Consider the following 23,894-nt stretch of genomic DNA (forward strand, 5'->3'; position numbering starts at 1 on the left):
CTATTGCTTCTTGAAAACGGTATTGGCGACCTGCCGCAGGGGCAGGTCGATACCGGTTATCGTTTCGGAATGACCGATGAACAGGTAACCGCCCGGCACCAGGCGCTTGCACAATTGGGTCAGGACGTGCACCTGCGTTTTTTTATCAAAGTAGATGAGAACGTTACGGCAGAAGAGAAGGTGCACCGCATCGCCGATCTGGTAGGTCGGGTCCATGAGATTAAGGCGGGCAAAACCGATCTTGGAACGCAGCCGCGGCACGATACGAACCTCCCGTCGTCCGGCATCGACCGACCGCATGACATATTTCCGCATCATGTCGGCCGGAACCGGTTCGAGCAGTTCACGGGCATAGATACCGCTATGGGCTTTCCTGAGCACATCAGTGGAAAGGTCGGTCGCGAGGATGCTGAAATTGTTGATGACCTGTTTCTCGGCCGCTTCGGCCAGCACCATCGCCATGGTATAGGGTTCAGCACCCGTCGAACAGGCGGAACTCCAGGCGCGGATATGCCCATGGCCTTCACCCGCAAGTGCAGGCAAAGCGAATTTCTCCATGTAGTCGAAATGGTTCGGCTCACGGAAAAAATCCGTCTTGTTGGTCGTCACCACATCAATCAGGTAGATCGCTTCCTCTTCCAGCCCGTCTTCGCGGAAGAGGAAATTGCAATATTGAGCGAAGGTGGCATGCCCCGTGGCGCGAAGGCGCTTGCGCAGACGCCCTTCCAGCATGGTGCGCTTGCTGTCCGGCATCTTTATGCCGCTGTAATTGTAGATGTATTCGGCGAGCAGCCGGAAATCCCGCTGGCTCAGGCCATCATGCGCGGAGCTGGCAGCAATGGAGGCATCCACGGAAAGGGCTCTCCTCATGCCGCCTGAACCGGTGTGCCGCCCTGCCGGGCAATGGCGTTTTCTTCATTCGAGAAAAGCTTTGCAAGATCGATGATGACGACGAAATCACCTTCCCGGCGAACCACACCCGCAATGTAGTCGGAATTCCAGTGGACGCCGATATCGGGTGCGGTTTCCATCTGGTCGCGACGGAACGGCGTCACCTCGAATACCTTGTCCGCCACGAGACCTATCGCCAGCGTGCGGGATGGGAACGGAATATCCAGCACCAGCACGCGGGTATGGGGTGTCCGCACGCTGCGGCTCATTTCGAGCCGCAGCCGCAGATCGATGATGGGCACACCCTGCCCGCGCACATCTCTCAGACCCAGCAGATATTCAGGACTATGCGGAATCTTGAACGTGTCCTCATAGTCGAGGATTTCACGGACGACCGCGACGGATACCGCAAAGACCTCCTCACCGAGGCTGAATGTCACGAACTGACCTTCTGAAGATGCGCTGGTCATGGTCAGGCGCTTTCGCGGAAATCCGCGTCGTCAGCATCGGGACCGCCCATGGACATATCCAGTGCGAAACCTTTGACGCGGGCTTGCTGGGCGCTGACGGTATTGCCCGTCTGCGGTTTGCGAACGGGGGCCGGCTTCATCGCCGGACGTGTCGCAGCAGGCTTTGCGGCAGGCCGATGCGCAGCCTGTGCGGGGCGCGACGAGACGCTTGAGGTATCCACCTTGAAGAAGGCGATGCTGCTCTGCAACTCTTCGGCCTGTGCGGCCAGCTCTTCCGAAGTCGCAGACATTTCCTCCGAAGCGCCGGAGTTCTGCTGCGTCACCTTGTCAAGCTGCTGGATTGCCTCGTTGATCTGGGAGGCGCCGATATCCTGCTCACGGCAGGCGGCGGAGATTTCGGCGACCAGTTCGGCGGTCTTGCGAATGTCCGGCACCAGACGGTTCAGCATGTCACCCGCTTCGGTTGCCACCTGCACGGTCTCGCCGGAAAGCGAGCTGATCTCGCTGGCAGCAGCCTGGCTGCGTTCGGCGAGCTTGCGAACTTCCGATGCCACGACAGCAAAGCCCTTGCCGTGCTCTCCGGCGCGCGCCGCCTCGACGGCGGCGTTCAGCGCCAGAAGATCGGTCTGGCGGGCAATTTCCTGCACGATGGAAATCTTCTCGGCGATGGTGCGCATGGCGACCACGGCACGGTTGACGGCTTCACCGCTGGCTTCGGCGTCCTTGGACGACTGGCGCGCGATCTTTTCCGTCTGTGCGGCATTGTCGGCATTCTGCTTGATGTTGGCAGCCATCTCTTCCATCGAGGCCGAGGCCTCTTCGGCAGACGATGCCTGCTCGGTCGCGCCCTGGCTCAGCTGTTCGGAGCTGGCCGACAGTTCCTGGCTGCCGGAGGACACGTTGTCCGAAGCGGAAAGCGCATCGGCGACAATGCCACGCAGGCGCTCAACCATCCGTTCCAGCGCAAGGCCGAGAGTATCCCTGTCGGACAGGGGTTTCGGCATGACGGTAAGATCGCCATCGGCAATCCGGTCGGCAATGCCTGCCGTATTGCGCAGATTGCCCGTCATCGTGTTGATGCGCTCAACGAGATCCTTGATCTCGTCATTGGTCTTGATTTCGACATTCTGATCGAGATCGCCGATCGCAACCGCTTCCGCCACGGTCATGATCTTGCGCAATCCGCTGCTGATGCCGAGCGCGATCCAGAATGCTGTCGCGATGGCGATGAGCACGGCAACGACCGATGCACCAACGAGCAGGGTGCGGGTCTGCTCATAATCGTCCGCCGCCAATTGCTTCGATTCTTCAAGACGGTCGCGGTTCATCTTGACGCCCTCGCCCAGTTTCCCGGTCAGGGCGTTGGCAGCGTCACGGCCCTTGCCGGACGAGTACGACGCGGCGAGCGACGAATTGCCCTGCGCAACCAGTTCCCGGACGTGATCATCACTGGCCTCGAAAGCCTTGGTGATGGCCTGCAGATCCGTCCAGAACGCACGTGTCTCGGCGCTGGCGGTGGCTGCCATATCATTCAGCATGGCCGTCAACTGGTCGCGACTTTCGTTACCGGCTGCCTTGAAAAGCTGGGTTTCCTCCGGCGAAGCAGCAAGGATGATATTTTTCTGCGACCGGACAGTCGCCAGCGCCAGTGCGTTCATCTGGTGAACCTTGTCGAGGCGGACGACAGTGCCATCGACCACATCGTCCATGGCATTCTTGGCGATACCGAGGCTGTAGATGCCGTAGCCGGCCGTTCCGGCAAGCATCAGGATCAGAAAGCCGAAGGCAACCGCCAGCTTCATCTTGATTGTAAATCGCATCTCAATGCTCCTTGGAAAGTTCGATGACGTTGCCACGCGCGCCGGACGAAGCTAGTCCGGACTCGCGATGCCCCGTGAAAATTGCTGTCAGATTTGGAAGAATGACGAACTCGCTGCCGCGTTTGATGAGGCAATGGATGTAATCCGCCCGCCACCGCATGCCGACGCTCGGCGGCGGTTCGCTGGCTGCCCGGCTGAACGTGGTCACCTCGTTGACCTTATCGGTCCTGATGCCGATCAATGCCGGCTCGCCATCGAACGGCAGTTCTATGACGACGATACGGCTATCAATGGTTCGCTCGGTGGCTTCCATGCCGAAGGCAAGACGGATGTCGGCCAGAGGGATGACCTTGCCCCGGAAGTTGATAACACTCGCCACGAAGGCTTTAGCACCGGGCACGGCGGTTTCGGGCAGAAGATCCAGAATTTCCCGGACCTTCACCGCCTCGATGGCGAAGGTCTCGCCCGCGATGTTGAAGGTCAGAACTTCCACGGCGTCGGACACGCCCCAAAATTCGTCCGTCTGCTTCAAGAGAGACTGGTTCATCCCGCGGCCCGCAATCGCGCCTCCTGTTGTTGCCCCGCCATCACCAGATGGGCGACATCGAGGATAAGGGCGACATTGCCGTCACCGAGGATGGTCGCGCCGGAGAATGTCGCGACGTCATGGTGCAGTTTCGACATGGCCTTGATGACCGTCTGGTGATCGCCGATGATCTGGTCGACCACAAGCCCAACCCGCTCGGAGCCGGTGGAAATGACGACGATCTTCTGGAACTGATCCGGCTTGGTTCCGGTGTTGAACAATTCGCGCAGGCGAATGAAGGGAACGAGGCTCTCGCGCAGTGAAATGAAGGACCGGCCCCGCGAACGAATATCGTCGTCAGGCGACAGTTCGAGGCATTCCTCCACCGCCGGCAGCGGAATGACGTAACAACCATTGCCGACCCGCACCAGCAGGCCGTCGATGATGGCCAGCGTCAACGGGATCGCCAGCGAAACTTCCGAACCCGCGCCCGGCGTGCTGGTGACGCTGATCGTGCCGCGAAGTGCCTCGACACTCTTTTTCACCACATCCATGCCGACACCACGGCCGGAAAGACTGGTGACTTCAGAGGCTGTCGAAAAGCCCGGCTGGAAGATCATCTGCAGCAGTTCCTGATCGCTGACTTGCGCGTTCGGAGCCAGAAGGCCGGAAGCCTCCGCTTTTGCCCGGACGCGCTGGCGATCGATGCCACGGCCATCGTCACGGATGGTGATCGTCACATCACCGCCCGACTGGCGGGCAATGAGGGTGATCCGCCCCGTCGCCGGTTTGCCGGCCGCCACACGCTCATCGCTTTTTTCGAGACCATGGTCGCAGGAGTTACGGACAAGGTGCACGAGGGGATCAGCCAGGCGTTCGATCACTGCCTTGTCGACCTCTGTGCCTTCGCCCTCGGTCTCCAGCTCGATCTGTTTGCCCGTTTCCCGCGCCAGGTCGTGGATCAGACGGCGGAACCGACCAAAAAGCTGGGCGATCGGCACCATTCGCAAGACCATCATTGTATCGCGAAGTTCTCCGGAAAGACGCTCGACATCCTCCGAAACAGAGCGCAAAAGAATATCGACGCTGCCACCCGCCAGCTGCGAAAGACGAGACTGGGCAATGACGAGTTCACCGACCCGGTCCATCAACTCGTCAAGTCTTTCAGCAGGCACCCGCACGTTTTCGGCCGCCTTGCCGCCCTTCGGATCGGCGGCGACCTTTCTCGCTTCCGGCATAATTTCGGAAACGGGGGGCTCTTCTTCAACAACCGCTTCGATTGCGCGGATATCGATCTCCATGTCATCCATCACGAAGATGAAAACGTCGTCGATTGCCGTTTGCGGCTGCTCGGTCGTCAGCCGGACTGTCCAGCCTAGATGGAGATCGGTCGGATTGAGGGCATCGAGAGACGGCACCGTCGAGGTGTCCGCGACGATTTCACAATCACCGAGTTCGACCAGCTCATCAAGAAGACCAAGCGGATTGGTTCCGTTTGCCATGGCATTGACGGGCAACCGGAACCGGATTTCCCAAGTGGCAGCTTTTGCCTTTGCCTGCTTCCTGGCGAGATTCCGCGCCGGAACATGTGTCAGGACACCGCCATCGCCACGAGTGCCGACTGCCGCACGAAGCTTGGCGAGCAGCTGCTCTCCAACATCGCCCTGTACGCCGTGCGGATTGTCGACCAGCGCCTGCATATGATCCTGCGCTTCGAGAACGGCTGCGACCAGTTCGCTGGTTGCCGGAACCTCGCCCTTGCGCACCCGGTCAAAGGCGGTTTCGCAATGGTGGGTGAAGGCGGCAAGCGCCTCGAACCCGAACATTGCCCCGGACCCCTTCAATGTATGCAGTCCGCGGAAAACGGCGTCGATCTGATCCTGATCGGTCAAATCGTGAAGCAGATCGAGAAGGCCACCCTCGATTTGCTCGAAAAGCTCCGCAGCCTCCGTTCTGAAAACCTGAATAGGGTCCAGCGTCGTCATTTTCCGAGGACCTTTCTGACGATCTTGACCAGATGTTCGGCATCAAAGGGCTTGGTCAGCCAGCCGGTGGCACCGGCGGCCTTGGCGCGCGCCTTCATGTCGGCATCTGATTCCGTGGTCAGAAAGATGATAGGAATGCCGGTATGGGCCGGAGATTGCCGAAGCGCTTCGATCATCTCGAGACCATTCATGTTCGGCATGTTGAGATCAGTGACGATGAGGTCGAAATTCGCGGCCTTCGCCTTGGCAAGACCGTCCTGCCCATCAACGGCCTCGGTAATCTGGTAGCCCGCGCCTGTGAGGGCGATCTTCGTCGTCATGCGAATGCTGGCGGAATCGTCGACCGTTAAAATATGTGCGCTCATGATATGTCCTTTCCATGCAACCAGAACTGGCGGGAGGCTTCATTCATCCGCGACAGGAAACCGCCCCGCCGCAATGTCTGCAAAACCTGACCGTCAGCCGGCTCTTTCAATGTTATCGTCTTGTTGTTCTGCGCCGCGAAATTGCGCGAGGCTTCCATGAGCTGCACGAAGCTTAAATCCGCATCCGCATCCTTCGGCACCTCGACCACCAGCCTGTCGGTGTCTTTGAGACGGTCGAGAAGAAGACCGTGTGCCGGCGCAATCGACCGGATGGAAAGCGCCTTCGGCATCTTTAGTGTGTCGTTCGTGGTTTCATCAAACATGGGGAGCCTCCCGAACGGCTTCGGCTTGCATGCCGCCGTCCGCCCTGATCGGTTGTTCTTCCGGTGTTTCAAGGCCCGGCACTTCGATCTCCAGAACGTCGTGACCCGTCATGAGCCTCTCGATCAGCGTCCATTGCCGCTGGAACGCCGCAACGCAGGCGGGATCGAAATGGCTGCCGCTCTGCGCGACAACATGCGCATAGGCCTCTTCGGTCGACCACGCCTTCTTGTAAGGGCGCTCGGAGCAGAGAGCCTCAAAGACGTCGGCAATGGCGACGATACGGGCTTCCAGCGGAATGCCGTCACCCGACAAGCCGTGCGGATATCCCGTTCCATCCCATTTTTCGTGATGGCCGCCCGCAATCGCCTCGGCTATGCGCAGCAGGTCCGATGAACCGTTTTCGAGAATCTGCACACCGATACCGACATGTTTTCGCATTTCGGTGATCTCATCAGGCGTCAGGCGACCCGGCTTCAGCAGCACGCTGTCGGAAATTCCGATCTTGCCGACATCGTGCAAGGGGGCCGCGAGATAGATCATGCGGCAATGCTCGTCATCGAGGCCGAGATCCTTCGCCATCAGCATGCTGATTTGCGCGACGCGGGAAATATGGTCGCCGGTGTGGCCGTCGCGGAATTCGATGGCCCGCGCCAGGCGCCAGATGATTTCCTCTTCGCGGGCCGCGAGTTGGCGGGTGGCCTTGCGCACCTCATCCACAAGGCTGCGCGCCTGTCCGGCAAGATCGCGCTGCGCCTTGCGCAAGGCGAGAAGGTTGCGCACCCGCGCCTTCAGCTCCACCGGGTCAAAAGGCTTGTGGATGAATTCCGTGACACCGCTCTCTATCGCTTCGATAAGGACAGGCCGGCCTCTTTCCGATGTGATCATGATGACAGGCACATGCGCGAAATGCTCATATGTATTCAGTGCCTTGAGGAGCTGTATGCCGTTATATTTCGGCATCGTATAATCCACCACAAGCAGATCGACTGCATTGTTGCGGCAGAATTCCAACGCCTCCGTGGGATCGGTGAAGCCCACGATGGTGCCGACATCCGGAAGCCCGCGGACCGTCGCTTTCAGGGCAACAAGAATCGACTTGCTGTCATCGACCAATACGATTTGCACTTGTCCTCGCTATCATTGGATTGCGGGCGAATAGACGCGCGAACTCCTCGGCTTTCACCGAGCGAATTCAACGGATCTGGAAACATTTTTTTGGGAAAAGACGACCGCGTCATGTGGTCATAAAAATGAAGCGCCTGCGCGAAATTCGCCTGCGAAGACAACTTCTTATATGAATAAATTGACCAGATGTTGGTTAACAGCAACTTAAGTGTGACTTATGAATACTTATAGTGAAGCGCTATCATCAGGCCTTCCAACGGGAATGTGATCCTGTTGCGTTGCGCCGCAGCCTCTCAGTCTGCTGCGCTGACGCGCCACTAATCCTTGTTAGTATTTCTAACCTACGGAGAAGATTTCGGCCGATTGTTGCCGCGTTGATCCTCGAATAGCCTGAGACCAGAATTGGTATGAGGCAAAAGAGGGAACGATGTCGAAACGGCAGGACAAGATCAAGCTCGGAACCTTTGTTTACACGTTCGGCTTCCATGCAGCCGCATGGCGGCACCCGGCAAGCAAGGTAACGGCAGCAACCGACTTCAGCCACATGTTGAATGTGGCCAGAATTTCCGAAGCTGCCAAATTCGATTTCATGTTCCTCGCCGATTCCGCTGCGGCTGCGGTTGGTGACCCCGACGCCCTGGCGCGCAGCCCTACCAAGCAGAACCGGTTCGAACCGCTTTCTCTCATCTCGGCACTTTCGGTGATGACGGAAAAACTGGGTTTGGTCTCGACGGTATCGACGAGCTATTATGAACCCTTCAATGTCGCCCGAATTTTCGCGTCTATTGATCAGCTGAGCCGGGGACGCGCCTGCTGGAATGTCGTCACCTCCGATCATGACGAGACCGGCTACAACTTCAATCGTCAGGGTCTCGATCCTCATGCCGTCCGTTACGAGCGCGCGCAGGAATTCATCGATGTGGTGTTCGGTCTATGGGACAGCTTTGAACGCGACGCCTTGCTGCTCGATCGCGAAAGCGGCGTTTATTATGACAAGGACAAGCACCATACCCTCAATCATGTCGGCAAGCATTTTCAGGTGCGCGGCCCCCTCAACATTGCGCCTTCCGAGCAGGGGCGACCCGTTATTGCTCAGGCCGGCGGCTCCGAGGCCGGAATGAACCTTGCTGCACGGACGTCTGAAATCGTCTTCAGCCTGGCATCCAACATCGAGAGCAACAGAGCTTTCTACCAGAACGTCAAAGGACGTATGCCGGCATTCGGTCGCGATCCCGAAGATCTCAAGGTCATGCCGGGAATTGTCGTCAATGTCGGGGAGACCGAGGCCGAAGCGAAGGCAAAAGTCGATTTTCTCATCGACAGCCTGCATCCGGACGTGGGTCGGTTGATGCTTTCGGAGTTCCTCGAAGCCGACCTTCGTGGCGTACCCCTCGATCAGCCATTTCCGATGGACCGGCTGCCCGCCGAGCCGAAAGGCTCGCGCAAGATGTTCGACCAGCTCGTCGAGTTCGTCAAACAGGGACAGACAGTGGGACAATTGATCCGCCACTACGCCGAACGCCACACCGGAAACGGAATAACCGGGACACCAAAACAGATCGCAGACTACATGGAAGAGTGGTTCGAAACCCGTGCCGCCGACGGTTTCATTCTTATGTTCCCGACACTTCCCGCAAGCCTGGAAGATTTCGTCCGCCTTGTCTTGCCGGAGTTGCGGCGGCGCGGACTGTTTCGTGAGGAATATGAAGGATCGACGCTGCGCGAGAACCTGGGGCTTTCGATGCCTGCCAACCGTTACACGGCCGCCAAAGGCAATAGAGGGCGCATCTGAAGGAGCCGATCATGGTGGACCAGATGAAAATGCAGGTGCCGTCTCCGGGCGCAGACCTCTTCAAATCCTCCATGCGGAATCTGGCGGGTGCCGTTTGCGTCATCACGACAGGCACGGGTGAAACACGAACCGGCTTCACCGCAACATCCGTCACAGCACTTTCTGCGGATGGCCCGACGGTGATGGTCTCGCTCAATCGCGGGTCCTCATCCTGGGAAATCGTCGAAAAAGCCAGACGGTTTTGCGTCAACGTCGTCGCTGAAGGTCAGGAAAACGTCGCCCACTCATTCTCGGGTTTTAATGGCCTTAAGGGTGCCAGCCGCTACGATGGCGCCGTCTGGCACACGATGACGTCAGGCGGCCTTGCGCTGGATGGCGCTCTGGCAAGTCTGGACTGCGAACTCGAAGATGCGATTATCCATCGATCCCATGTGATCCTGATCGGCCTCGTCAGGTCGATAAGGACGCATGACGATGCCCGGCCACTTCTGTACTGGCGCGGAGAATATCAACACATGCAAAGGTGACATCCCGACCGGTAGGCCCTTAGTTACGCACTGCGGTTCGGGGACGATGCGACAGACTGCTTTTTCGCGATCCCCAACACCCACATATGAAATTCTCTTCCGTAGGGCTTGTCGAAAACGGAACGATCCCATGCAAGATAATAGCTCTCGGGAAGCGGAAGGCGGATGTCGAAAGGGACAACAAGAGTACCGGCCTGCAACTCGTCCTCGATCATCGAGACCTGAGCCAGCACGAATCCGTGTCCGTTGACCGCAGCGTCGATTGCGTTGCTCGACAGCGCGAAAAACAGGCTCGAGAGTTTTTCATTCACGGTCGCGCCAACCAGCTGCGCCCACTCGCTCCATTGTGGCGGACGGCTGTAATGGGCTTCCCACTCGATATTGAGCAAAGGGAATTTGAGAAGGTCGGCGGCCGCCGATAGCGTCCGTCCCCCGAGCAGACGCGGCGAACATGCGGGAACCACCCAATCCGTATAAAGGGGCACGAAATGCGCGTGCACCTCTGCCCGCTTTCCATAGGTTATGCGGAAATCGCTCTGGCCGCCCGACAGGCTGGGTTCGTCATCCTTGCCGATGATACGGACATTGGCTTCGGGATAGAGGGCCTGCCACTCGAAGATCTTGCGGCCGATCCACTTGTTCACCACCGAGCTGAGCGCCGTCAGCACGATGCCGGTCTGGCTCCGCGCCCGTTCGAGAACATCAACGGAATGATTGAGCTGGCTGAAGCCTTTGGCGACTTCCTTGTGAAGAAGAACACCCCAGGACGTCAGTTCCACACGGCGTCCGATACGTTCGAGAAGCGTAACGCCGAGATGGTTCTCAAGCTTGCGCACCTGTTGGCTGATGGCACTGGGTGTTACGCCCAGTTCTTTGGCAGCCGTGCTCATCGTGCCGCACCTTCCTACGGCTTCGAAAGCTTGCAGGGCATGGAGTGGGGGCATAGCCAATAGAGTATCTCCAGTTCTGCTTTTTGTTAAGTTTTTCTAAACAAAAACGCAACGAAAATCCGCTTGTCCCGCATCGCAACAAGGAAAATACTGTTCCGATTAAAGCGAGAACGGGGGAAGAAAATGTTTCTCAAGAATGCTTGGTACGTCGCCACCTGGGATCACGAAATCGGACGAGACCTAACACCCGTAACGATGCTCGGCGAAAATATCGTTCTCTATCGTCTTCAGAACGGCAAGCTTGCAGCGCTTGAAGATGCCTGTCCCCATCGCAAGCTCCCCTTGTCCATGGGGCGTATCAAGGGCGATGACGTCGAATGCGGCTATCACGGACTGACCTTCGACTGTTCCGGCGCCTGCACCCGCGTGCCGGGTGCAGAGCGTATTCCACATGTGGCCTGCGTCCGCTCCTACCCGGTGGAGGAACGTTACGGGCTCGTCTGGGTCTGGATGGGTGAGGCCGCGAAAGCCGATCCCGCAGAGATTTTCCATGTCGAACATTTCGGTGATCCGTCCTGGGGCGTCAATCGCGGCGAGTCGATGACGATCAACTGCAATTACCTCTACATGACGGACAATCTTCTGGACCCATCCCACGTCGCATGGGTGCATCAGAACTCGTTCGCCAGTTCCGCCTGCGAAGAAACGCCATTGGAAACAACGGTAAAAAGCGATGGCGTCGTCGTCTGGCGCTGGATGCTGGATTCAGATCCGGCCCCCTTCTACGCCCCGTTCCTGCAATTTGAGGGGAAATGCGATCGAAAGCAGCATTACGAGGTTCGCTACCCCAGCAATGCCATCATTAAGGCCATCTTTGCACCATCAGGCTCCGGTGGCGAAGGCCGCGAATTGCCAGCCAACACGTTCTTGATGGACAGCTACAATTTCATGACGCCAGTCGATGAGAACCGCACGAAGTATTACTGGTTTCAGATGCGAAATTTCGCGCCCGACGACCCGGACGTTTCAGCGCGCTTCGCAACATCCGTACGCGGCGCATTCGAGGAAGACCGTGTCGTGCTGGAGGCGGTCCACCACGGGATCGCGAACAAGAAGACTCCAAACCTCGATCTGAAGATCGATGTCGGACCGCTGCGGTTCAGACGCAAGCTTTCACAGATGATCGATAGCGAGACCATGAATGTCGTCGCTGCCGCGGAGTAAGCGCCTGCGCCGGAATGACTAACGATATGGTCTTCGCCTGCTCAAATGGGTCAGGCGGAGATGGCAAAAAAATAATAACCGGGAACATAGCTGGTGATCGGCAAAAGCCGACGCCCGCCACAAATCGGGAGTATCCTTGATGCGCCACATCAGGCAGCCTGAGCTCTATTCAGTGGACTATAATGTGCTGCGGCAACGTTTTCTTTCCGCCGCGCGCCGGTCGAATGCTGCGTTGTTCGAATATAAGCATCCACTGCATGGCCCAGGTGGTGAGCACCTTTTCACGGATGTTGCATATCTGGGCGAACGCAACGCGTCAAAAAAACTCGTCATCTTGTCCGGCACGCACGGAGTTGAAGGGCAATTCGGATCGGCTTGCCAGGCTGAATGGCTTGCCGCAAACAACCCGTTACCGCTTCCTCCCGATACGGCTGTGGTGATGATCCATCTGATCAACCCGTGGGGAACAGCGTGGAGCAGACGGGTCAACGAGGACAATGTCGATCTCAACCGAAACTTCGTTGACTGGAAGAGAGCCGTTCCACGAAACGAACGATACGCCCCACTCCATGATGCATTTGTCTGCGCCGAGTGGGATGGGCCCGATCGTGACAGTGCCGATCAACTGCTGAGAGATGCCAAGGCCGCTTTAAACGGTCACGCCGGGATCGCCGCGGTTGTCGAAGCAGGCCAATACGACTTTCCAGACGGACTGTTTTATGGCGGCAACGGCCCGACATGGTCGAACCGCACCCTCAACGATATCTTGAGCACTTTCGTCAGTGGCGCGTCGGATGTCATCGTCTTCGATCTTCACACCGGTGCAGGCCCCTACGGATATCCCGCGCTGCTATCCGTGGCGGAAGAGGACCATGCCGGTCTGGAATGGGGCAGGAAAACCTATGGGCACGCACTCGCGGTCGTGATGACCGGCAAGGGCGCAACGACCGATACCGGCATTGCGGCTACGGCCACGGGCTACGTTTCAGCAGCGGTCTGCAAATCCTTGCCGGACAGCCGCGTATTGCCGCTGGTGATCGAATGCGGAACCCTTGAAGGCCCGGTGGTGATGGACGCCGTGCAGGTCGATAACTGGCTGCATCTTTTCGGGAATATCGAATCTCCGCTTGGGCAGAAAATCAAGAAGACGCTGAGAACTGCGTTCATTCCTGACGATCCCGAATGGCAGCAGAACTGTCTTGGGACAAGCTTGCGATATTTCGACCGCGCGCTGACCGCACTTGCCTCGGTTACTCCCCCGGCTTCAAAGGGCGCAACCGCTCCGGCTTTGGTGAGCGACTGGCCACCGGCCGTGCCTGTCAACACCAAACGCCATGAACGGCCAGCCGTTGAAGTTCATGATCTCCACAAAAGCTTCGGCACGCACGAAGTCTTGTCGGGCGTGGGGCTGAGTGCCGATCCCGGCGAAGTCGTTTCCATGATCGGCTCGTCAGGTTCCGGCAAGAGCACGTTTTTGCGCTGTATAAACCTGCTCGAACAGCCCAGCAGTGGAACGATCGTCGTTGATGGCGAGGAAATACGAATGAAGGGCGGAGCGAATGGCCGTTCGCAGCCAGCAGACATGCGCCAGGTCGAAAGAATTCGCGCCCGCGTGGGAATGGTATTCCAGAACTTCAATCTGTGGCCCCACATGTCCGTGCTTGAGAACATCATCGAGGCTCCCGTCCATGTCCTTGGCGAGCGTCGCCAGGATGCAATCGACCATGCCCATCAGTTGTTGAAGAAAGTGGGACTGTCGGAAAAGCATGCCCAATATCCCGGGCAGCTTTCCGGCGGCCAGCAGCAACGTGCGGCCATCGCAAGAACACTGGCCATGCGGCCAAAAGTCATCCTCTGTGACGAACCGACATCCGCTCTCGACCCCGAACTTGTGGGAGAGGTCCTGCGCGTGATCCGTCAGCTGGCAGAAGAGGGCAATACCATGATCCTCGTGACGCATGAAATGCAGTTTGCGCGCGAGGTATCTCACAAGATTCTCTTCTTACACAAAGGAAAGGTGGAGGAAGAGAGTACCCCGGCGGAATTGTTCACCAATCCGCGATCGGAACGCCTGCGTCAGTTCCTGTCGCGAACGTTATGACGTGATCCGCTGATCAGCTGTGCCGGGGGCTGTGTCCGGCAAATCAAACCTAACAAATAACCAAATAGGGGAATTCGCATATGAATCTGAAAGTCCTGTCACTCGCCCTGCTTCTTGCAGGCGTCAGCACGGCGCACGCTGCCGAAGGCGAATTGTCGATCGGCACAGAAGGTGCCTATCCACCATGGAGCATGGCCGATGCTGCCGGCAACGTAACCGGCTTCGACGCCGATGTCGGCAACCTGCTCTGCACGAAGCTCGCCGTGAAGTGCCGCTTCGTCGTGCAGGCCTTTGATGGCCTGATCCCTGCCCTCAAGGCGAAGCGCTTCGACGTCATCATCTCCGGGATGTCGATTACCCAGGATCGAAAAAAGGAAATCAATTTTTCGGTCGGATATGCTGAGCTGGCAAATATGTTCCTCGTTCCCAAGACGTCCGATCTCGCCGGCATCAAGGATATCGACACGTTGCTGAAGGGCTTGGACGGCAAGACGATCGGCGTTCAAACCGGCACGACGCACGCCCATTTCATCGAAAAGCGGGTGCCGAATGCCAATCTCAAAACCTACGACACGCTTGACAATATGCAGATCGATCTCGCAAGCGGCCGCGTTGAGGCCGCATTTGCAGACGCCTCTGCGCTTCAGGATTTTCTCGCCAAGCCCGAAGGCAAGGACTTTCAGTTTGTCGACGTGAAAGTTCAGAGCAAATTCGATTCCACCCTCGGCGAAGGGATCGGCGTCGGAATTGCCAAGGAGAACACCGAACTGAAGACGAAGATCGACAAGGCACTGTGCGAGCTCGTCGCGGATGGTTCGATCGGCAAAGCGAGCCAGAAGTGGTTCAAGATGGATATCTCCAGACCCTGCAACTAAGACGCCTGCCCCGCTCTTCCCAGGAGTGCGGGGCAACCACTCAATCGCAACCTGACAGGGTGCGCACGGTCGAAGATGCTGACGATGCCCGCTGCCGAAAAGGCAAGGGAGTGCGCAGCAAAACCCAGGGCAAATCCAATGGAGTCTAGTCTGATCCTAGTTTGGCAGGGTGGTTGGATAAGGGCCATTCTGCAGGGGGCCGCAATAACGATTGCCGTCGGTACGGTCAGCATGCTTGTCGGTGCGTTGATCGGAACCTTGTGCGGCGTCATCAAGTGGGCGCGGATATTCCCGCTGACACTTGTGGTGGACGCCTATACCTCTCTCGTGCGGGGGGTGCCGGAACTGCTTATCATCTATCTGCTGTTCTTTTCTTCCGTGCAATTCGTGACACAGGTTGCCACAGCTTTCGGATATGCTGCCCTTGCGGACAGCGGATATGCCTTCATCATTGCCATCATTGCCATCGGTACGATTTCAGGCGCCTACTCGACCGAGGTTATCAGGGGAGCATTGGCTTCCATCCCGACGGGACACATCGAAGCTGCGCGTGCACTGGGGATTCCCGGGCGCCGCATCTTCAGGCGCATCATCATCCCGCAAATGCTTCGCATCGCCATCCCCGGCATGAACAATGTATGGCAGACAACCATCAAGGACACGGCACTGGTATCGGTTGTCGGGCTGCAGGAACTGATGCGCGCCGCCTCGGTTGGCGCCGGTAGCACGCGAAATCCCCTGATTTTCTTTCTTATCGCAGCCGTCGTGTATTTCGCGATCACCATCATAAGCCAGGCTGGCTTCGACAGGGTCGAACGCCTGGTGAGACTAAGGGCGAGGAAGTAACGCGATGGATATCGAATTCCTGAAAACATCGATGCCTTTCCTCTTGAAAGGGCTTTCTACAACGGCGACCATAACCGCGATATCTGTCGCGATCGGTTTCAATCTCGGCCTTGGTCTTGCGCTCATGCGGCTGTCCGAAAACCGTTTCCTTGCCGGGTTTGCAAAATATTACAGCATGGTCTTTCGTGGGACGCCGCTGCTTGTACAACTGTTCCTGTTTTACTACGGGCTTGGCCAAATTGGCTTTATCAAAGGCAATGCCATAACGTGGTGGGTGATTAGTGATGGTGCGCGCTGCGCGGTCATGGCGATGGCGCTCAACACAGCCGCCTATACATCGGAGATTCTGCGAGGCGGATTATTATCGGTTCCCGCGGGTCTCAAGGAAGCGGCCAAAGCCACGGGAATGTCACCATTTATGCGTTTCCGCCGGATCGAATTCCCGCTCGCCATTCGCCAGGCTCTGCCTGCTTACGGCAATGAGCTAATCCTCGTCGTCAAGGGTACGAGCCTTGCCTCGACAATCACGGTTCTCGAGATCACGGGATATGCAAAGCGCCTGATGAGCCAGACATTCGCGATTTTCGAGGTTTTCGCCCTGGCGGGTGCCATCTACCTCGTCATCAACCTCACCCTCGTCATGCTCATCCGCATGCTTGAGGCACATCTGATGCGTCACGAAGCGCGATAGTGGTCGCGGTGGCCATCATCGAAGCGGGCTTTTCGCCAGATGATATGTCTGCGATACGAACCACGCTGAAGGCAAGTGGTCTCGAACCTCACGACAAACAGCGCGGCGTTTTAATCTCAGCCGGTGACTTTGCCGGGGTTAAGAGTGTGTCCGCCATCGATTGCGGCCTTGATCTGCGTCATCAAGGCAAATTTTACCGGGTTGGCTGTCTCCCGCAACGCATGAATGCGTTTGGAGCCGATCCCATGTTCCGCCGAGAACGAACCACCCGATTGCGCCAGGTCGCGGTAGAGAACGGATTCGATGGCAGCAATCTTATCGGGCGTCAGAGCTGTCCCGGCAGCATTGAGGACAATGTGAAGATTGCCATCGGCAATGTGGCCGAAGAGGTAGGGATCGAGGACAGGATCGATTGACCGAAGCTCCGGTACACAACGAGCCACATATTCTCCGATCTGCGACAAGGGGACGGAGACGTCAAAGGACGGCGCAGCCGGATATCTGCGATAGATAAGGTCCGTGTCCTCCCTCAGACGCCACAACTCTGCTTCCTGCGCCTTCGATGTTGCGACGACAGCGGACATGTTCGGATACGTCTCATACAGCTCCTCGTAAATCCGGCCGAGCTCCATCTGAAGCTGTTCCTCGTCACCGCCGCCCAGAGACATGATGAGGTTGACGGGATAGTCAGGGGCATAATCTGCCGCCGACCAAAGGTGCTCGCCCGCCGTCAGGGAGAAAAACGAATTCCAGATCGCTTCCGCCGCACGCATGTGGCCATACCTCACGGTCAACCCCAGCCTGGTTGCCTCAAGAGCCGCTTCAACGGAGGGAAGCCCAAAAAGTGCGGTGGCGGTTGCTGCGGGAACAGGTTCCAGCTTGATGGCAACCCTGGTCACTATACCAAGCGTACCCTCGGCCCCGATGAAGAGATGCTTGAGATCGTATCCTGCGGCGTTCTTCACCACGCGTGTCAGGTCGGAATATATCGAGCCATCAGGCAATACGACTTCCAGCCCGAGCACGCGATGTCGCATCACCCCATATCGAAAAGCAGAAATCCCGCCGGCATTGGTCGAGACCATTCCGCCAATCGTGGCAGAACCACGCGATGGCAAGTCGATGCCTGGCTCGAGACAATGCTCCGATGCGGCCGCCTGCAACGCTTGAAGCGTAACGCCCGCCTCCACAACGGCAACCCGCTCATCGGGATAGATTTCCATGATCCGGTTCAGCCGGGCGGTCGACACCACGATTTGACCGGGGACGGACACACCCCCGCCAACAAGCCCGGTTCGGCCACCCTGTGGTACAACCGATATACCATGGGCAACCGCAGTTTTTATGATCGACGCAACCTCGTGCGGAGATGAAGGGAAAGCAACCGCGTCCGCACCGAAATTCGCAGGCGTTACGCCATAATCGAGATTGGCAACGGCATCACCGCGTTTCAGGTTCGACAGGCCGATAATCTGGTCGATTTCATTGAGAAACGCGGCGGACAAATCCCGTGTCGAGGCGGTATTGTGTTCGATCATGACGCGACTTTTGCCTCGGGAAGCTTGTCTTTGAGTGAGCATAACGCTTCGAGAAAACGGTCGTTTTCTGCGGGAAGCCCGACGGTCACACGAATGAAGCTGGCGAACTCCGGTTCTTTCCAGGGTTTGACGATGACGCCATGGGACAGGAAATGATCGAAAGCGAATGAACTGTCGCAACCAACATCGATGAAGAGAAAATTCGTCTGAGAGTCCGGAACGAAAAGATCAAGCGAGGCGATCGCCGCAGCCATGCGCCTGCGCTCCTTGACGACTCTTTCGACCGAAACCCGCATCCAGTTTTCGTCATCGAGCGCGGCAACTGCGGCCAATTGCGCGGCTGCATTGACGTTGAACGGTGTCTTTGCAGATGATATGGCCTGTGCCAGCCGCTCATCGGAAGCCACGGCATATCCGACACGCAACCCAGCCAGCCCATAGGCCTTCGAGAAGGTTCTGAGCACGACCCAGGAGATAGCGCTGTCAGACAGTATCTTAAGCCCATCGGGCGTATTCTCGTCGCAGAATTCGAAATAGGCTTCGTCGAAAACAAGCAACGTCTCTTTCGGGACAGCTGCAATGAGGCTTGAGAGCTGATCCTGTCGCAACGCCGGGCCCACGGGATTGGAAGGCGAGGAGATAAAGAATATCGATGGCTTTTCGCGCAATGCGGTCGTCATCGCCTCAAGATCAAACCGAAGATCCTTCGTCATCGGTATCTTGATGATTTTCGCACCATTTGCTCTGGGCTCGATTTCGTGAAGGCCGAAACCAGGTATCATCGCGACTACGGTAGCATCCGGACGCAGGACCGCGCGACAAACGGCAGCGATCATCTCTTCGGAGCCGTTTCCAATGACAATCCGGTTTCCGGCAACGCCGAGCTTTCGACTGAGCGCATCACGCAAGATCACACAGGCAGGATCCGCATAGCGGGAAGGGTCGAGACTGGCCAGTGCAGCGGTTACCTTCGGAGAGCAACCATATGGATTCTCATTGCTGGCAAGGGCCGCAATCTCGGTCAAACCCGTCTTGCCTCGCGCAACGGCGATATTCATTCCAGCATTATAAGGCGGGAGTTCAGCAACGTGCGGGTTGAGTCTGAGTGTATCGGCCATGGGTTGATCTCGCTGATTTGGACAAACGCTGGAATCTGGTGTCAGAGGTCGAGTACGACTGAACTCACGGGCTTGGAACAACAGAGGAGAATCTGCCCGGATGGCACGTCATCCAGCGGCTCTTCCACATATTCCACGTCGCCGGACACAAGGCCCTGGACACAGCTGCCGCAGACACCTGCGCGACAGGAGAATGCTGGCTCAATACCCTGGCTCTCCAGAAAGCTCAGGATGGATCCCGAGGCTGAATCCCACTCGAATCTGGCATTTGACTTTCCAAGAACGATCTCGATGCCTAAGTACTCAGACTCTGGCGCCACAAGAGGGGCATTGAGGCTGAGGTTTGCTTCCTTCTTCGGCTGCGATGGCGAAAGCAGGGAGGCAGGCCCGAAAAACTCGTAGGCAATCTTGCTTTTCTCCAAGCCGAGGGAGAGGAGCAGGTCATACATCGCCTGCATGAACGGCGGTGGTCCGCACATATAGACTTCGTAATCGTCCAGCGGCAGAAGCGACTGCAAGGTCTCCCGAGTGATGAAACCGGCGGAATGGAACAGCCCGGCTTTGGCATCCTCGTCGGTTGGAAAACGATAACAGTAATGAATATGGACGTTGCTGCGCTGTTCAGCGAGCGCCCGTACTTCTTCACGCAGGGCGTGAGTAGCAGCCCCGTCGCAGGCATGGACGAACCAGACGGGCCGATCGCTTTCCGCAACCAGAACCTTCAACATGGAAATCGTAGGTGTCAGCCCGACGCCACCGGACAAGAGAATAACCGGTCGCTGACTGGCCTTGTCGAGTTTGAAGGCACCACGCGGCCTGTCAATATGGATGACCGCACCCTCTTCCACGGCGTCGTGGAGCCAGCACGAAACAAGACCATCGGCCATATCGGGCGTTAAAGCGGCCTCCCGTTTCACGGTAATACGATAGACCCCGACCTCATTTGGTCCCGACGAAACCGTGTAATTCCGGAAAAGCGGTTCTTCGCCTTCGGGATGAGGCATCTGGATCGTCAGAAACTGGCCCGCCTCAAAAGTACACCAATCCGCAGGATCGACAGGCGTGAGGTAAAAAGACGTGATCGTGGCACTCTCGCGCACCTTGCGCTTTACCTCGAACGGGCGAAAACGTGGATCCAGGCGGGTCGTCATGATTTGCTTGTCCTGATGATTGCAATATCCGGAAATCTGCAGATCGCCTGAGAGCCCTCCCCGTGAGATCGATCAAGACTTGCTTCAACCTGCAGACGATCAAAGGTTTTCGCGGGAGGCAGAACTTCCTCAAAAACTCGCTGTCAATTTGGTTATCACCAATTTGCAGCCCCAAGGCCTCACCTCAATTTATCCCTCTGACAAATCTCATTATTTGCGCGTCGACAAAGAGAGACAATCCCGCCACTGATGGGTTTTTGTTTAGAAAAGCTAAACTATGGGAGATTTGAATAGGCGCGAGCAACTCTGAATTTGCGCCCTCGTTTTTGCCGGGATACGACAAAGCAGAACGTGATCGTCAGAACCAATCGTTAGATAGTTGCAGAGTGCCCCGGGAGCAGGATATGGGCCTAGGTGCACACTATCAGAGCCCGTGAGGGATATACCGCCGGCAAGTCATTTGCGGTATCCAACGCCCTAAACGCAAAACGCCCTCCGGGATGGGAGGGCTTTGTTGTTGATGGTCTTGAAGATATTGGTTGCGGGGGCAGGATTTGAACCTGCGGCCTTCAGGTTATGAGCCTGACGAGCTACCGGGCTGCTCCACCCCGCGTTACCATCGCATTCGGCTCTGCCGAATGTCGCGCTTCCGTCTTTGCTTTAGCGAAGACGGATCTGTTTCGGAGCAAATTGCCGAAGGCGATTTGTCTCCTTTAGGGGACGCACAAGGCGTTTTCCTTATATTTTTATGGTCCGCAATGCATAAAGGCCGCTTTGATAGCGGCCCTTTGTGTCGGCTGGGCCGAAGAGTGTGGTTGAGAAGATATTCGTTGCGTTTTGCAGACCTGGCAGCGACCTACTCTCCCGCGTCTTGAGACGGAGTACCATTGGCGCTGGGGCGTTTCACGGCCGTGTTCGGAATGGGAACGGGTGCAGCCGCCCCGCGATAACCACCAGGTCGGCAAAACGCAACACAGTTCATGTTTTCACATGAGTGTTGTTTCGAGAAGCTGGGAAGCTTGCGCTTCATTTAATTTAACACGTCTTTCTTTGACTGGTCCGTTTGCCTGCCTTGCTCAAGGTTGAGTTTGGCAGCCATACAGGACGCTAGTCCGTCGCCTCGGGTTTTTGCCTTGGCAAAATACCCTGACGGCGCGCCGTCTGCAGCGAAGCGGCCTTGGCCGCGACAGCGTGAAGACAGAAGAGATGATGCTCATCTTTGATGAGCATGAACAATGGGAACGAAGAAGTCGATCGAGCTATTAGTAACGGTAAGCTTCACATGTTGCCATGCTTCCACACCCGTCCTATCAACGTGGTCGTCTTCCACGGCTCTGATAGGGAACACTCGTTTTCAGGTTGGTTTCCCGCTTAGATGCCTTCAGCGGTTATCCATTCCGTATATAGCTACTCTGCTATGCCCTTGGCAGGACAACAGATCCACCAGAGATACGTCCATCCCGGTCCTCTCGTACTAGGGACAGATCCTGTCAATATTCCTACACCCACGGCAGATAGGGACCGAACTGTCTCACGACGTTCTGAACCCAACTCACGTACCGCTTTAAATGGCGAACAGCCATACCCTTGGGACCTGCTCCAGCCCCAGGATGCGATGAGTCGACATCGAGGTGCCAAACAACCCCGTCGATATGGACTCTTGGGGGTCATCAGCCTGTTATCCCCGGCGTACCTTTTATCCGTTGAGCGATGGCCCTTCCACACGGGACCACCGGATCACTATGACCGACTTTCGTCTCTGCTCGACTTGTCAGTCTCGCAGTCAGGCGGGCTTATGCCATTGCACTCGACGACCGATTTCCGACCGGTCTGAGCCCACCATCGCGCGCCTCCGTTACTCTTTCGGAGGCGACCGCCCCAGTCAAACTACCCACCATACACTGTCCCGGATCCGGATAACGGACCGCGGTTAGACATCCACGAAGATAAGGGTGGTATTTCAAGGATGGCTCCACAAGAACTGGCGTCCCTGCTTCAAAGCCTACCACCTATCCTACACATGCCTTGGCGAATGCCAGTGTAAAGCTATAGTAAAGGTGCACGGGGTCTTTCCGTCTGACCGCAGGAACCCCGCATCTTCACGGGGAATTCAATTTCACTGAGTCTATGTTGGAGACAGCGGGGAAGTCGTTACGCCATTCGTGCAGGTCGGAACTTACCCGACAAGGAATTTCGCTACCTTAGGACCGTTATAGTTACGGCCGCCGTTTACTGGGGCTTCAGTTCAGAGCTTGCACCCCTCCCTTTAACCTTCCAGCACCGGGCAGGCGTCAGACCCTATACGTCGTATTGCTACTTCGCAGAGCCCTGTGTTTTTGATAAACAGTCGCTACCCCCTGGTCTGTGCCACCCCATCATACTTGCGTAAAATGGGGTCACGCTTCTTCCGAAGTTACGCGTGCAATTTGCCGAGTTCCTTCAACATAGTTCTCTCAAGCGCCTTGGTATACTCTACCTGACCACCTGTGTCGGTTTCGGGTACGGTCTATACGGTGGAGCTATTTCCTGGAACCTCTTCGCCGCACATTCAATCCAGTAAGAATGTACAACACACGAGATCCGTCACTACCACCAGGCCCACGAATATTAACGTGGTTCCCATCGACTACGCGTGTCCGCCTCGTCTTAGGGGCCGGCTAACCCTGCTCAGATTAACTTTAAGCAGGAACCCTTGGTCTTTCGGCGAGGGAGTCTCTCACTCCCTTTATCGTTACTCATGTCAACATTCGCACTTCCGATATCTCCAGCAGCCCTCACGGGTCCGCCTTCACAGACTTACGGAACGCTCCGCTACCACGCAACAGTCACTACAACTGTCACATCCTCAGCTTCGGTGCATGGCTTTAGCCCCGTTACATTTTCGGCGCAAAGACCCTTATTTAGACCAGTGAGCTGTTACGCTTTCTTTAAATGATGGCTGCTTCTAAGCCAACATCCTGGTTGTTTTGGGATCCTCACATCCTTTCCCACTTAGCCATGACTTGGGGACCTTAGCTGGAGGTCAGGGTTGTTGCCCTTTTCACGACGGACGTTAGCACCCGCCGTGTGTCTGCCGACTAGTACTCCTCGGTATTCGGAGTTTGGTTAGGATCAGTAAGACGGTGAGTCCCCATAGCCCATCCAGTGCTCTACCCCCGAGGGTATTCGGTCGACGCTCTACCTAAATAGATTTCGCGGAGAACCAGCTATTTCCGAGTTTGATTGGCCTTTCACCCCTAGCCACAAGTCATCCCAATCTATTGCAACAGATACGGGTTCGGCCCTCCAGTTGGTGTTACCCAACCTTCAGCCTGCTCATGGCTAGATCACTCGGTTTCGGGTCTAATGCAACTAACTCAATCGCCCTATTCAGACTCGCTTTCGCTGCGCCTACACCTACCGGCTTAAGCTTGCTAGTTACACTAAGTCGTTGACCCATTATACAAAAGGTACGCCGTCACCCTTGCGGGCTCCGACTGTTTGTAGGCATCCGGTTTCAGGTTCTATTTCACTCCCCTCGTCGGGGTGCTTTTCACCTTTCCCTCACGGTACTTGTTCGCTATCGGTCATGCACGAGTACTTAGGCTTGGAGAGTGGTCTCCCCATGTTCAGACAGGATTTCACGTGCCCCGCCC

Annotated in this window: 19 protein-coding genes, 1 tRNA gene and 2 rRNA genes (1 of these 22 cut by a window edge); 7 read left to right on the forward strand and 15 right to left on the reverse strand. The window is 56.8% G+C overall.

Going from position 1 to position 23,894, the window contains the following annotated elements:
- Genes CRP02_RS23985 through CRP02_RS24020 form a run of 8 tightly spaced genes read right to left on the reverse strand, consistent with a single transcriptional unit; the run spans position 1 to position 7,506 of the window.
- The gene (locus CRP02_RS23985; RefSeq protein ID WP_179784118.1) at positions 1-870 is read right to left on the reverse strand and encodes a CheR family methyltransferase; all 870 of its coding nucleotides are present in this window, start codon (positions 868-870) and stop codon (positions 1-3) included.
- Positions 867-1,361 (reverse strand): chemotaxis protein CheW, encoded by a 495-nt coding sequence (locus CRP02_RS23990; RefSeq protein WP_097172482.1) that lies wholly within the window; start codon positions 1,359-1,361, stop codon positions 867-869. Before CRP02_RS23990 ends, CRP02_RS23985 begins: the two co-directional genes overlap by 4 nt.
- Positions 1,362-1,363: 2 nt before the next feature.
- Positions 1,364-3,181: a methyl-accepting chemotaxis protein gene (locus CRP02_RS23995; RefSeq protein ID WP_097172483.1), complete on the reverse strand. Its 1,818-nt coding sequence runs from the start codon at positions 3,179-3,181 to the stop codon at positions 1,364-1,366.
- A gap of 1 nt (position 3,182) precedes the next feature.
- Complete coding sequence (locus tag CRP02_RS24000; protein ID WP_097172484.1) at positions 3,183-3,728, reverse strand: chemotaxis protein CheW; 546 nt, start codon at positions 3,726-3,728, stop codon at positions 3,183-3,185.
- Complete coding sequence (locus CRP02_RS24005) at positions 3,725-5,692, reverse strand: chemotaxis protein CheA (RefSeq protein WP_097172485.1); 1,968 nt, start codon at positions 5,690-5,692, stop codon at positions 3,725-3,727. The genes CRP02_RS24000 and CRP02_RS24005 overlap by 4 nt, the downstream gene beginning before the upstream one ends.
- Entirely contained in the window at positions 5,689-6,057 is a 369-nt protein-coding gene (locus CRP02_RS24010; protein WP_013636814.1) for a response regulator, read from the reverse strand. The genes CRP02_RS24005 and CRP02_RS24010 overlap by 4 nt, the downstream gene beginning before the upstream one ends.
- Positions 6,054-6,380, reverse strand: a complete 327-nt coding sequence (locus tag CRP02_RS24015) for a hypothetical protein (RefSeq protein WP_097172486.1) — start codon at positions 6,378-6,380, stop codon at positions 6,054-6,056. The genes CRP02_RS24010 and CRP02_RS24015 overlap by 4 nt, the downstream gene beginning before the upstream one ends.
- Positions 6,373-7,506, reverse strand: coding sequence for an HD domain-containing phosphohydrolase (locus CRP02_RS24020; protein ID WP_323455389.1), 1,134 nt, complete (start codon positions 7,504-7,506; stop codon positions 6,373-6,375). The genes CRP02_RS24015 and CRP02_RS24020 overlap by 8 nt, the downstream gene beginning before the upstream one ends.
- 427 nt (positions 7,507-7,933) lie before the next feature.
- Here CRP02_RS24020 and CRP02_RS24025 point away from each other — a divergent pair, with 427 nt between their 5' ends.
- Both CRP02_RS24025 and CRP02_RS24030 read left to right on the forward strand, forming a co-directional pair.
- Positions 7,934-9,298: an LLM class flavin-dependent oxidoreductase gene (locus CRP02_RS24025; RefSeq protein ID WP_097172488.1), complete on the forward strand. Its 1,365-nt coding sequence runs from the start codon at positions 7,934-7,936 to the stop codon at positions 9,296-9,298.
- A gap of 11 nt (positions 9,299-9,309) precedes the next feature.
- Positions 9,310-9,825 carry a flavin reductase family protein gene (locus CRP02_RS24030; RefSeq protein ID WP_097172489.1) on the forward strand — a complete coding sequence of 172 codons (516 nt, stop codon included), beginning with the start codon at positions 9,310-9,312 and terminating at the stop codon, positions 9,823-9,825.
- Positions 9,826-9,848: 23 nt separating this feature from the next.
- Here CRP02_RS24030 and CRP02_RS24035 read toward each other — a convergent pair whose 3' ends face one another.
- Complete coding sequence (locus CRP02_RS24035; protein WP_097100876.1) at positions 9,849-10,769, reverse strand: LysR family transcriptional regulator; 921 nt, start codon at positions 10,767-10,769, stop codon at positions 9,849-9,851.
- A 129-nt stretch (positions 10,770-10,898) separates the two neighbouring features.
- Between CRP02_RS24035 and CRP02_RS24040 the strand changes: the two genes are divergently transcribed.
- The 5 genes from CRP02_RS24040 (at position 10,899) to CRP02_RS24060 (ending at position 16,452) form a co-directional block, all read left to right on the forward strand.
- Positions 10,899-11,939, forward strand: coding sequence for an aromatic ring-hydroxylating dioxygenase subunit alpha (locus tag CRP02_RS24040; RefSeq protein WP_097172490.1), 1,041 nt, complete (start codon positions 10,899-10,901; stop codon positions 11,937-11,939).
- A 139-nt stretch (positions 11,940-12,078) separates the two neighbouring features.
- The gene (locus CRP02_RS24045) at positions 12,079-14,040 is read left to right on the forward strand and encodes a DUF2817 domain-containing protein (RefSeq protein WP_097172491.1); all 1,962 of its coding nucleotides are present in this window, start codon (positions 12,079-12,081) and stop codon (positions 14,038-14,040) included.
- A gap of 80 nt (positions 14,041-14,120) precedes the next feature.
- A complete protein-coding gene (locus CRP02_RS24050) occupies positions 14,121-14,915 on the forward strand; it encodes a transporter substrate-binding domain-containing protein (protein ID WP_003514202.1) in 795 nt (264 codons plus the stop codon).
- Positions 14,916-15,053: 138 nt separating this feature from the next.
- Entirely contained in the window at positions 15,054-15,761 is a 708-nt protein-coding gene (locus CRP02_RS24055; RefSeq protein WP_035198759.1) for an ABC transporter permease, read from the forward strand.
- Positions 15,762-15,765: 4 nt separating this feature from the next.
- Positions 15,766-16,452 (forward strand): ABC transporter permease, encoded by a 687-nt coding sequence (locus CRP02_RS24060; protein WP_013636823.1) that lies wholly within the window; start codon positions 15,766-15,768, stop codon positions 16,450-16,452.
- 116 nt (positions 16,453-16,568) lie between these two features.
- On the opposite strand, the gene CRP02_RS24065 is transcribed toward CRP02_RS24060, so the two are convergent.
- From CRP02_RS24065 to CRP02_RS24090, 6 genes are all read right to left on the reverse strand, one after another.
- Entirely contained in the window at positions 16,569-17,990 is a 1,422-nt protein-coding gene (locus tag CRP02_RS24065; RefSeq protein WP_097172492.1) for an FAD-binding oxidoreductase, read from the reverse strand.
- Positions 17,987-19,108 (reverse strand): histidinol-phosphate transaminase, encoded by a 1,122-nt coding sequence (gene hisC / locus CRP02_RS24070; RefSeq protein ID WP_097172493.1) that lies wholly within the window; start codon positions 19,106-19,108, stop codon positions 17,987-17,989. The genes CRP02_RS24065 and hisC overlap by 4 nt, the downstream gene beginning before the upstream one ends.
- A gap of 41 nt (positions 19,109-19,149) precedes the next feature.
- Positions 19,150-20,259, reverse strand: coding sequence for a 2Fe-2S iron-sulfur cluster-binding protein (locus CRP02_RS24075; RefSeq protein ID WP_097172494.1), 1,110 nt, complete (start codon positions 20,257-20,259; stop codon positions 19,150-19,152).
- A 536-nt stretch (positions 20,260-20,795) separates the two neighbouring features.
- Positions 20,796-20,872 (reverse strand) — tRNA-Met (locus CRP02_RS24080).
- 230 nt (positions 20,873-21,102) lie between these two features.
- Positions 21,103-21,217 (reverse strand): 5S ribosomal RNA (gene rrf / locus CRP02_RS24085).
- 283 nt (positions 21,218-21,500) lie between these two features.
- Positions 21,501-23,894: ribosomal RNA gene (locus CRP02_RS24090) — 23S ribosomal RNA — on the reverse strand (it continues 413 nt past the right edge of the window).

Source organism: Rhizobium sp. AN5, from assembly GCF_900215255.1.
Classification (GTDB): Bacteria; Pseudomonadota; Alphaproteobacteria; order Rhizobiales; family Rhizobiaceae; genus Agrobacterium; species Agrobacterium tumefaciens.

What these genes read in the sequence shown, in the direction of transcription:
- CRP02_RS24030 (WP_097172489.1), top strand. Translation starts at nt 9,310, where the DNA reads ATGGTGGACCAGATGAAAATGCAGGTGCCGTCTCCGGGCGCAGACCTC.
- CRP02_RS24015 (WP_097172486.1), bottom strand. Translation starts at nt 6,380, where the DNA reads ATGTTTGATGAAACCACGAACGACACACTAAAGATGCCGAAGGCGCTT.
- CRP02_RS23995 (WP_097172483.1), bottom strand. Translation starts at nt 3,181, where the DNA reads ATGCGATTTACAATCAAGATGAAGCTGGCGGTTGCCTTCGGCTTTCTG.
- CRP02_RS24060 (WP_013636823.1), top strand. Translation starts at nt 15,766, where the DNA reads ATGGATATCGAATTCCTGAAAACATCGATGCCTTTCCTCTTGAAAGGG.
- hisC (WP_097172493.1), bottom strand. Translation starts at nt 19,108, where the DNA reads ATGGCCGATACACTCAGACTCAACCCGCACGTTGCTGAACTCCCGCCT.
- CRP02_RS24025 (WP_097172488.1), top strand. Translation starts at nt 7,934, where the DNA reads ATGTCGAAACGGCAGGACAAGATCAAGCTCGGAACCTTTGTTTACACG.
- CRP02_RS24050 (WP_003514202.1), top strand. Translation starts at nt 14,121, where the DNA reads ATGAATCTGAAAGTCCTGTCACTCGCCCTGCTTCTTGCAGGCGTCAGC.
- CRP02_RS24005 (WP_097172485.1), bottom strand. Translation starts at nt 5,692, where the DNA reads ATGACGACGCTGGACCCTATTCAGGTTTTCAGAACGGAGGCTGCGGAG.
- CRP02_RS23990 (WP_097172482.1), bottom strand. Translation starts at nt 1,361, where the DNA reads ATGACCAGCGCATCTTCAGAAGGTCAGTTCGTGACATTCAGCCTCGGT.
- CRP02_RS24035 (WP_097100876.1), bottom strand. Translation starts at nt 10,769, where the DNA reads ATGCCCCCACTCCATGCCCTGCAAGCTTTCGAAGCCGTAGGAAGGTGC.
- CRP02_RS24000 (WP_097172484.1), bottom strand. Translation starts at nt 3,728, where the DNA reads ATGAACCAGTCTCTCTTGAAGCAGACGGACGAATTTTGGGGCGTGTCC.
- CRP02_RS24045 (WP_097172491.1), top strand. Translation starts at nt 12,079, where the DNA reads ATGCGCCACATCAGGCAGCCTGAGCTCTATTCAGTGGACTATAATGTG.
- CRP02_RS24075 (WP_097172494.1), bottom strand. Translation starts at nt 20,259, where the DNA reads ATGACGACCCGCCTGGATCCACGTTTTCGCCCGTTCGAGGTAAAGCGC.
- CRP02_RS24010 (WP_013636814.1), bottom strand. Translation starts at nt 6,057, where the DNA reads ATGAGCGCACATATTTTAACGGTCGACGATTCCGCCAGCATTCGCATG.
- CRP02_RS23985 (WP_179784118.1), bottom strand. Translation starts at nt 870, where the DNA reads ATGAGGAGAGCCCTTTCCGTGGATGCCTCCATTGCTGCCAGCTCCGCG.
- CRP02_RS24055 (WP_035198759.1), top strand. Translation starts at nt 15,054, where the DNA reads ATGGAGTCTAGTCTGATCCTAGTTTGGCAGGGTGGTTGGATAAGGGCC.
- CRP02_RS24065 (WP_097172492.1), bottom strand. Translation starts at nt 17,990, where the DNA reads ATGATCGAACACAATACCGCCTCGACACGGGATTTGTCCGCCGCGTTT.
- CRP02_RS24040 (WP_097172490.1), top strand. Translation starts at nt 10,899, where the DNA reads ATGTTTCTCAAGAATGCTTGGTACGTCGCCACCTGGGATCACGAAATC.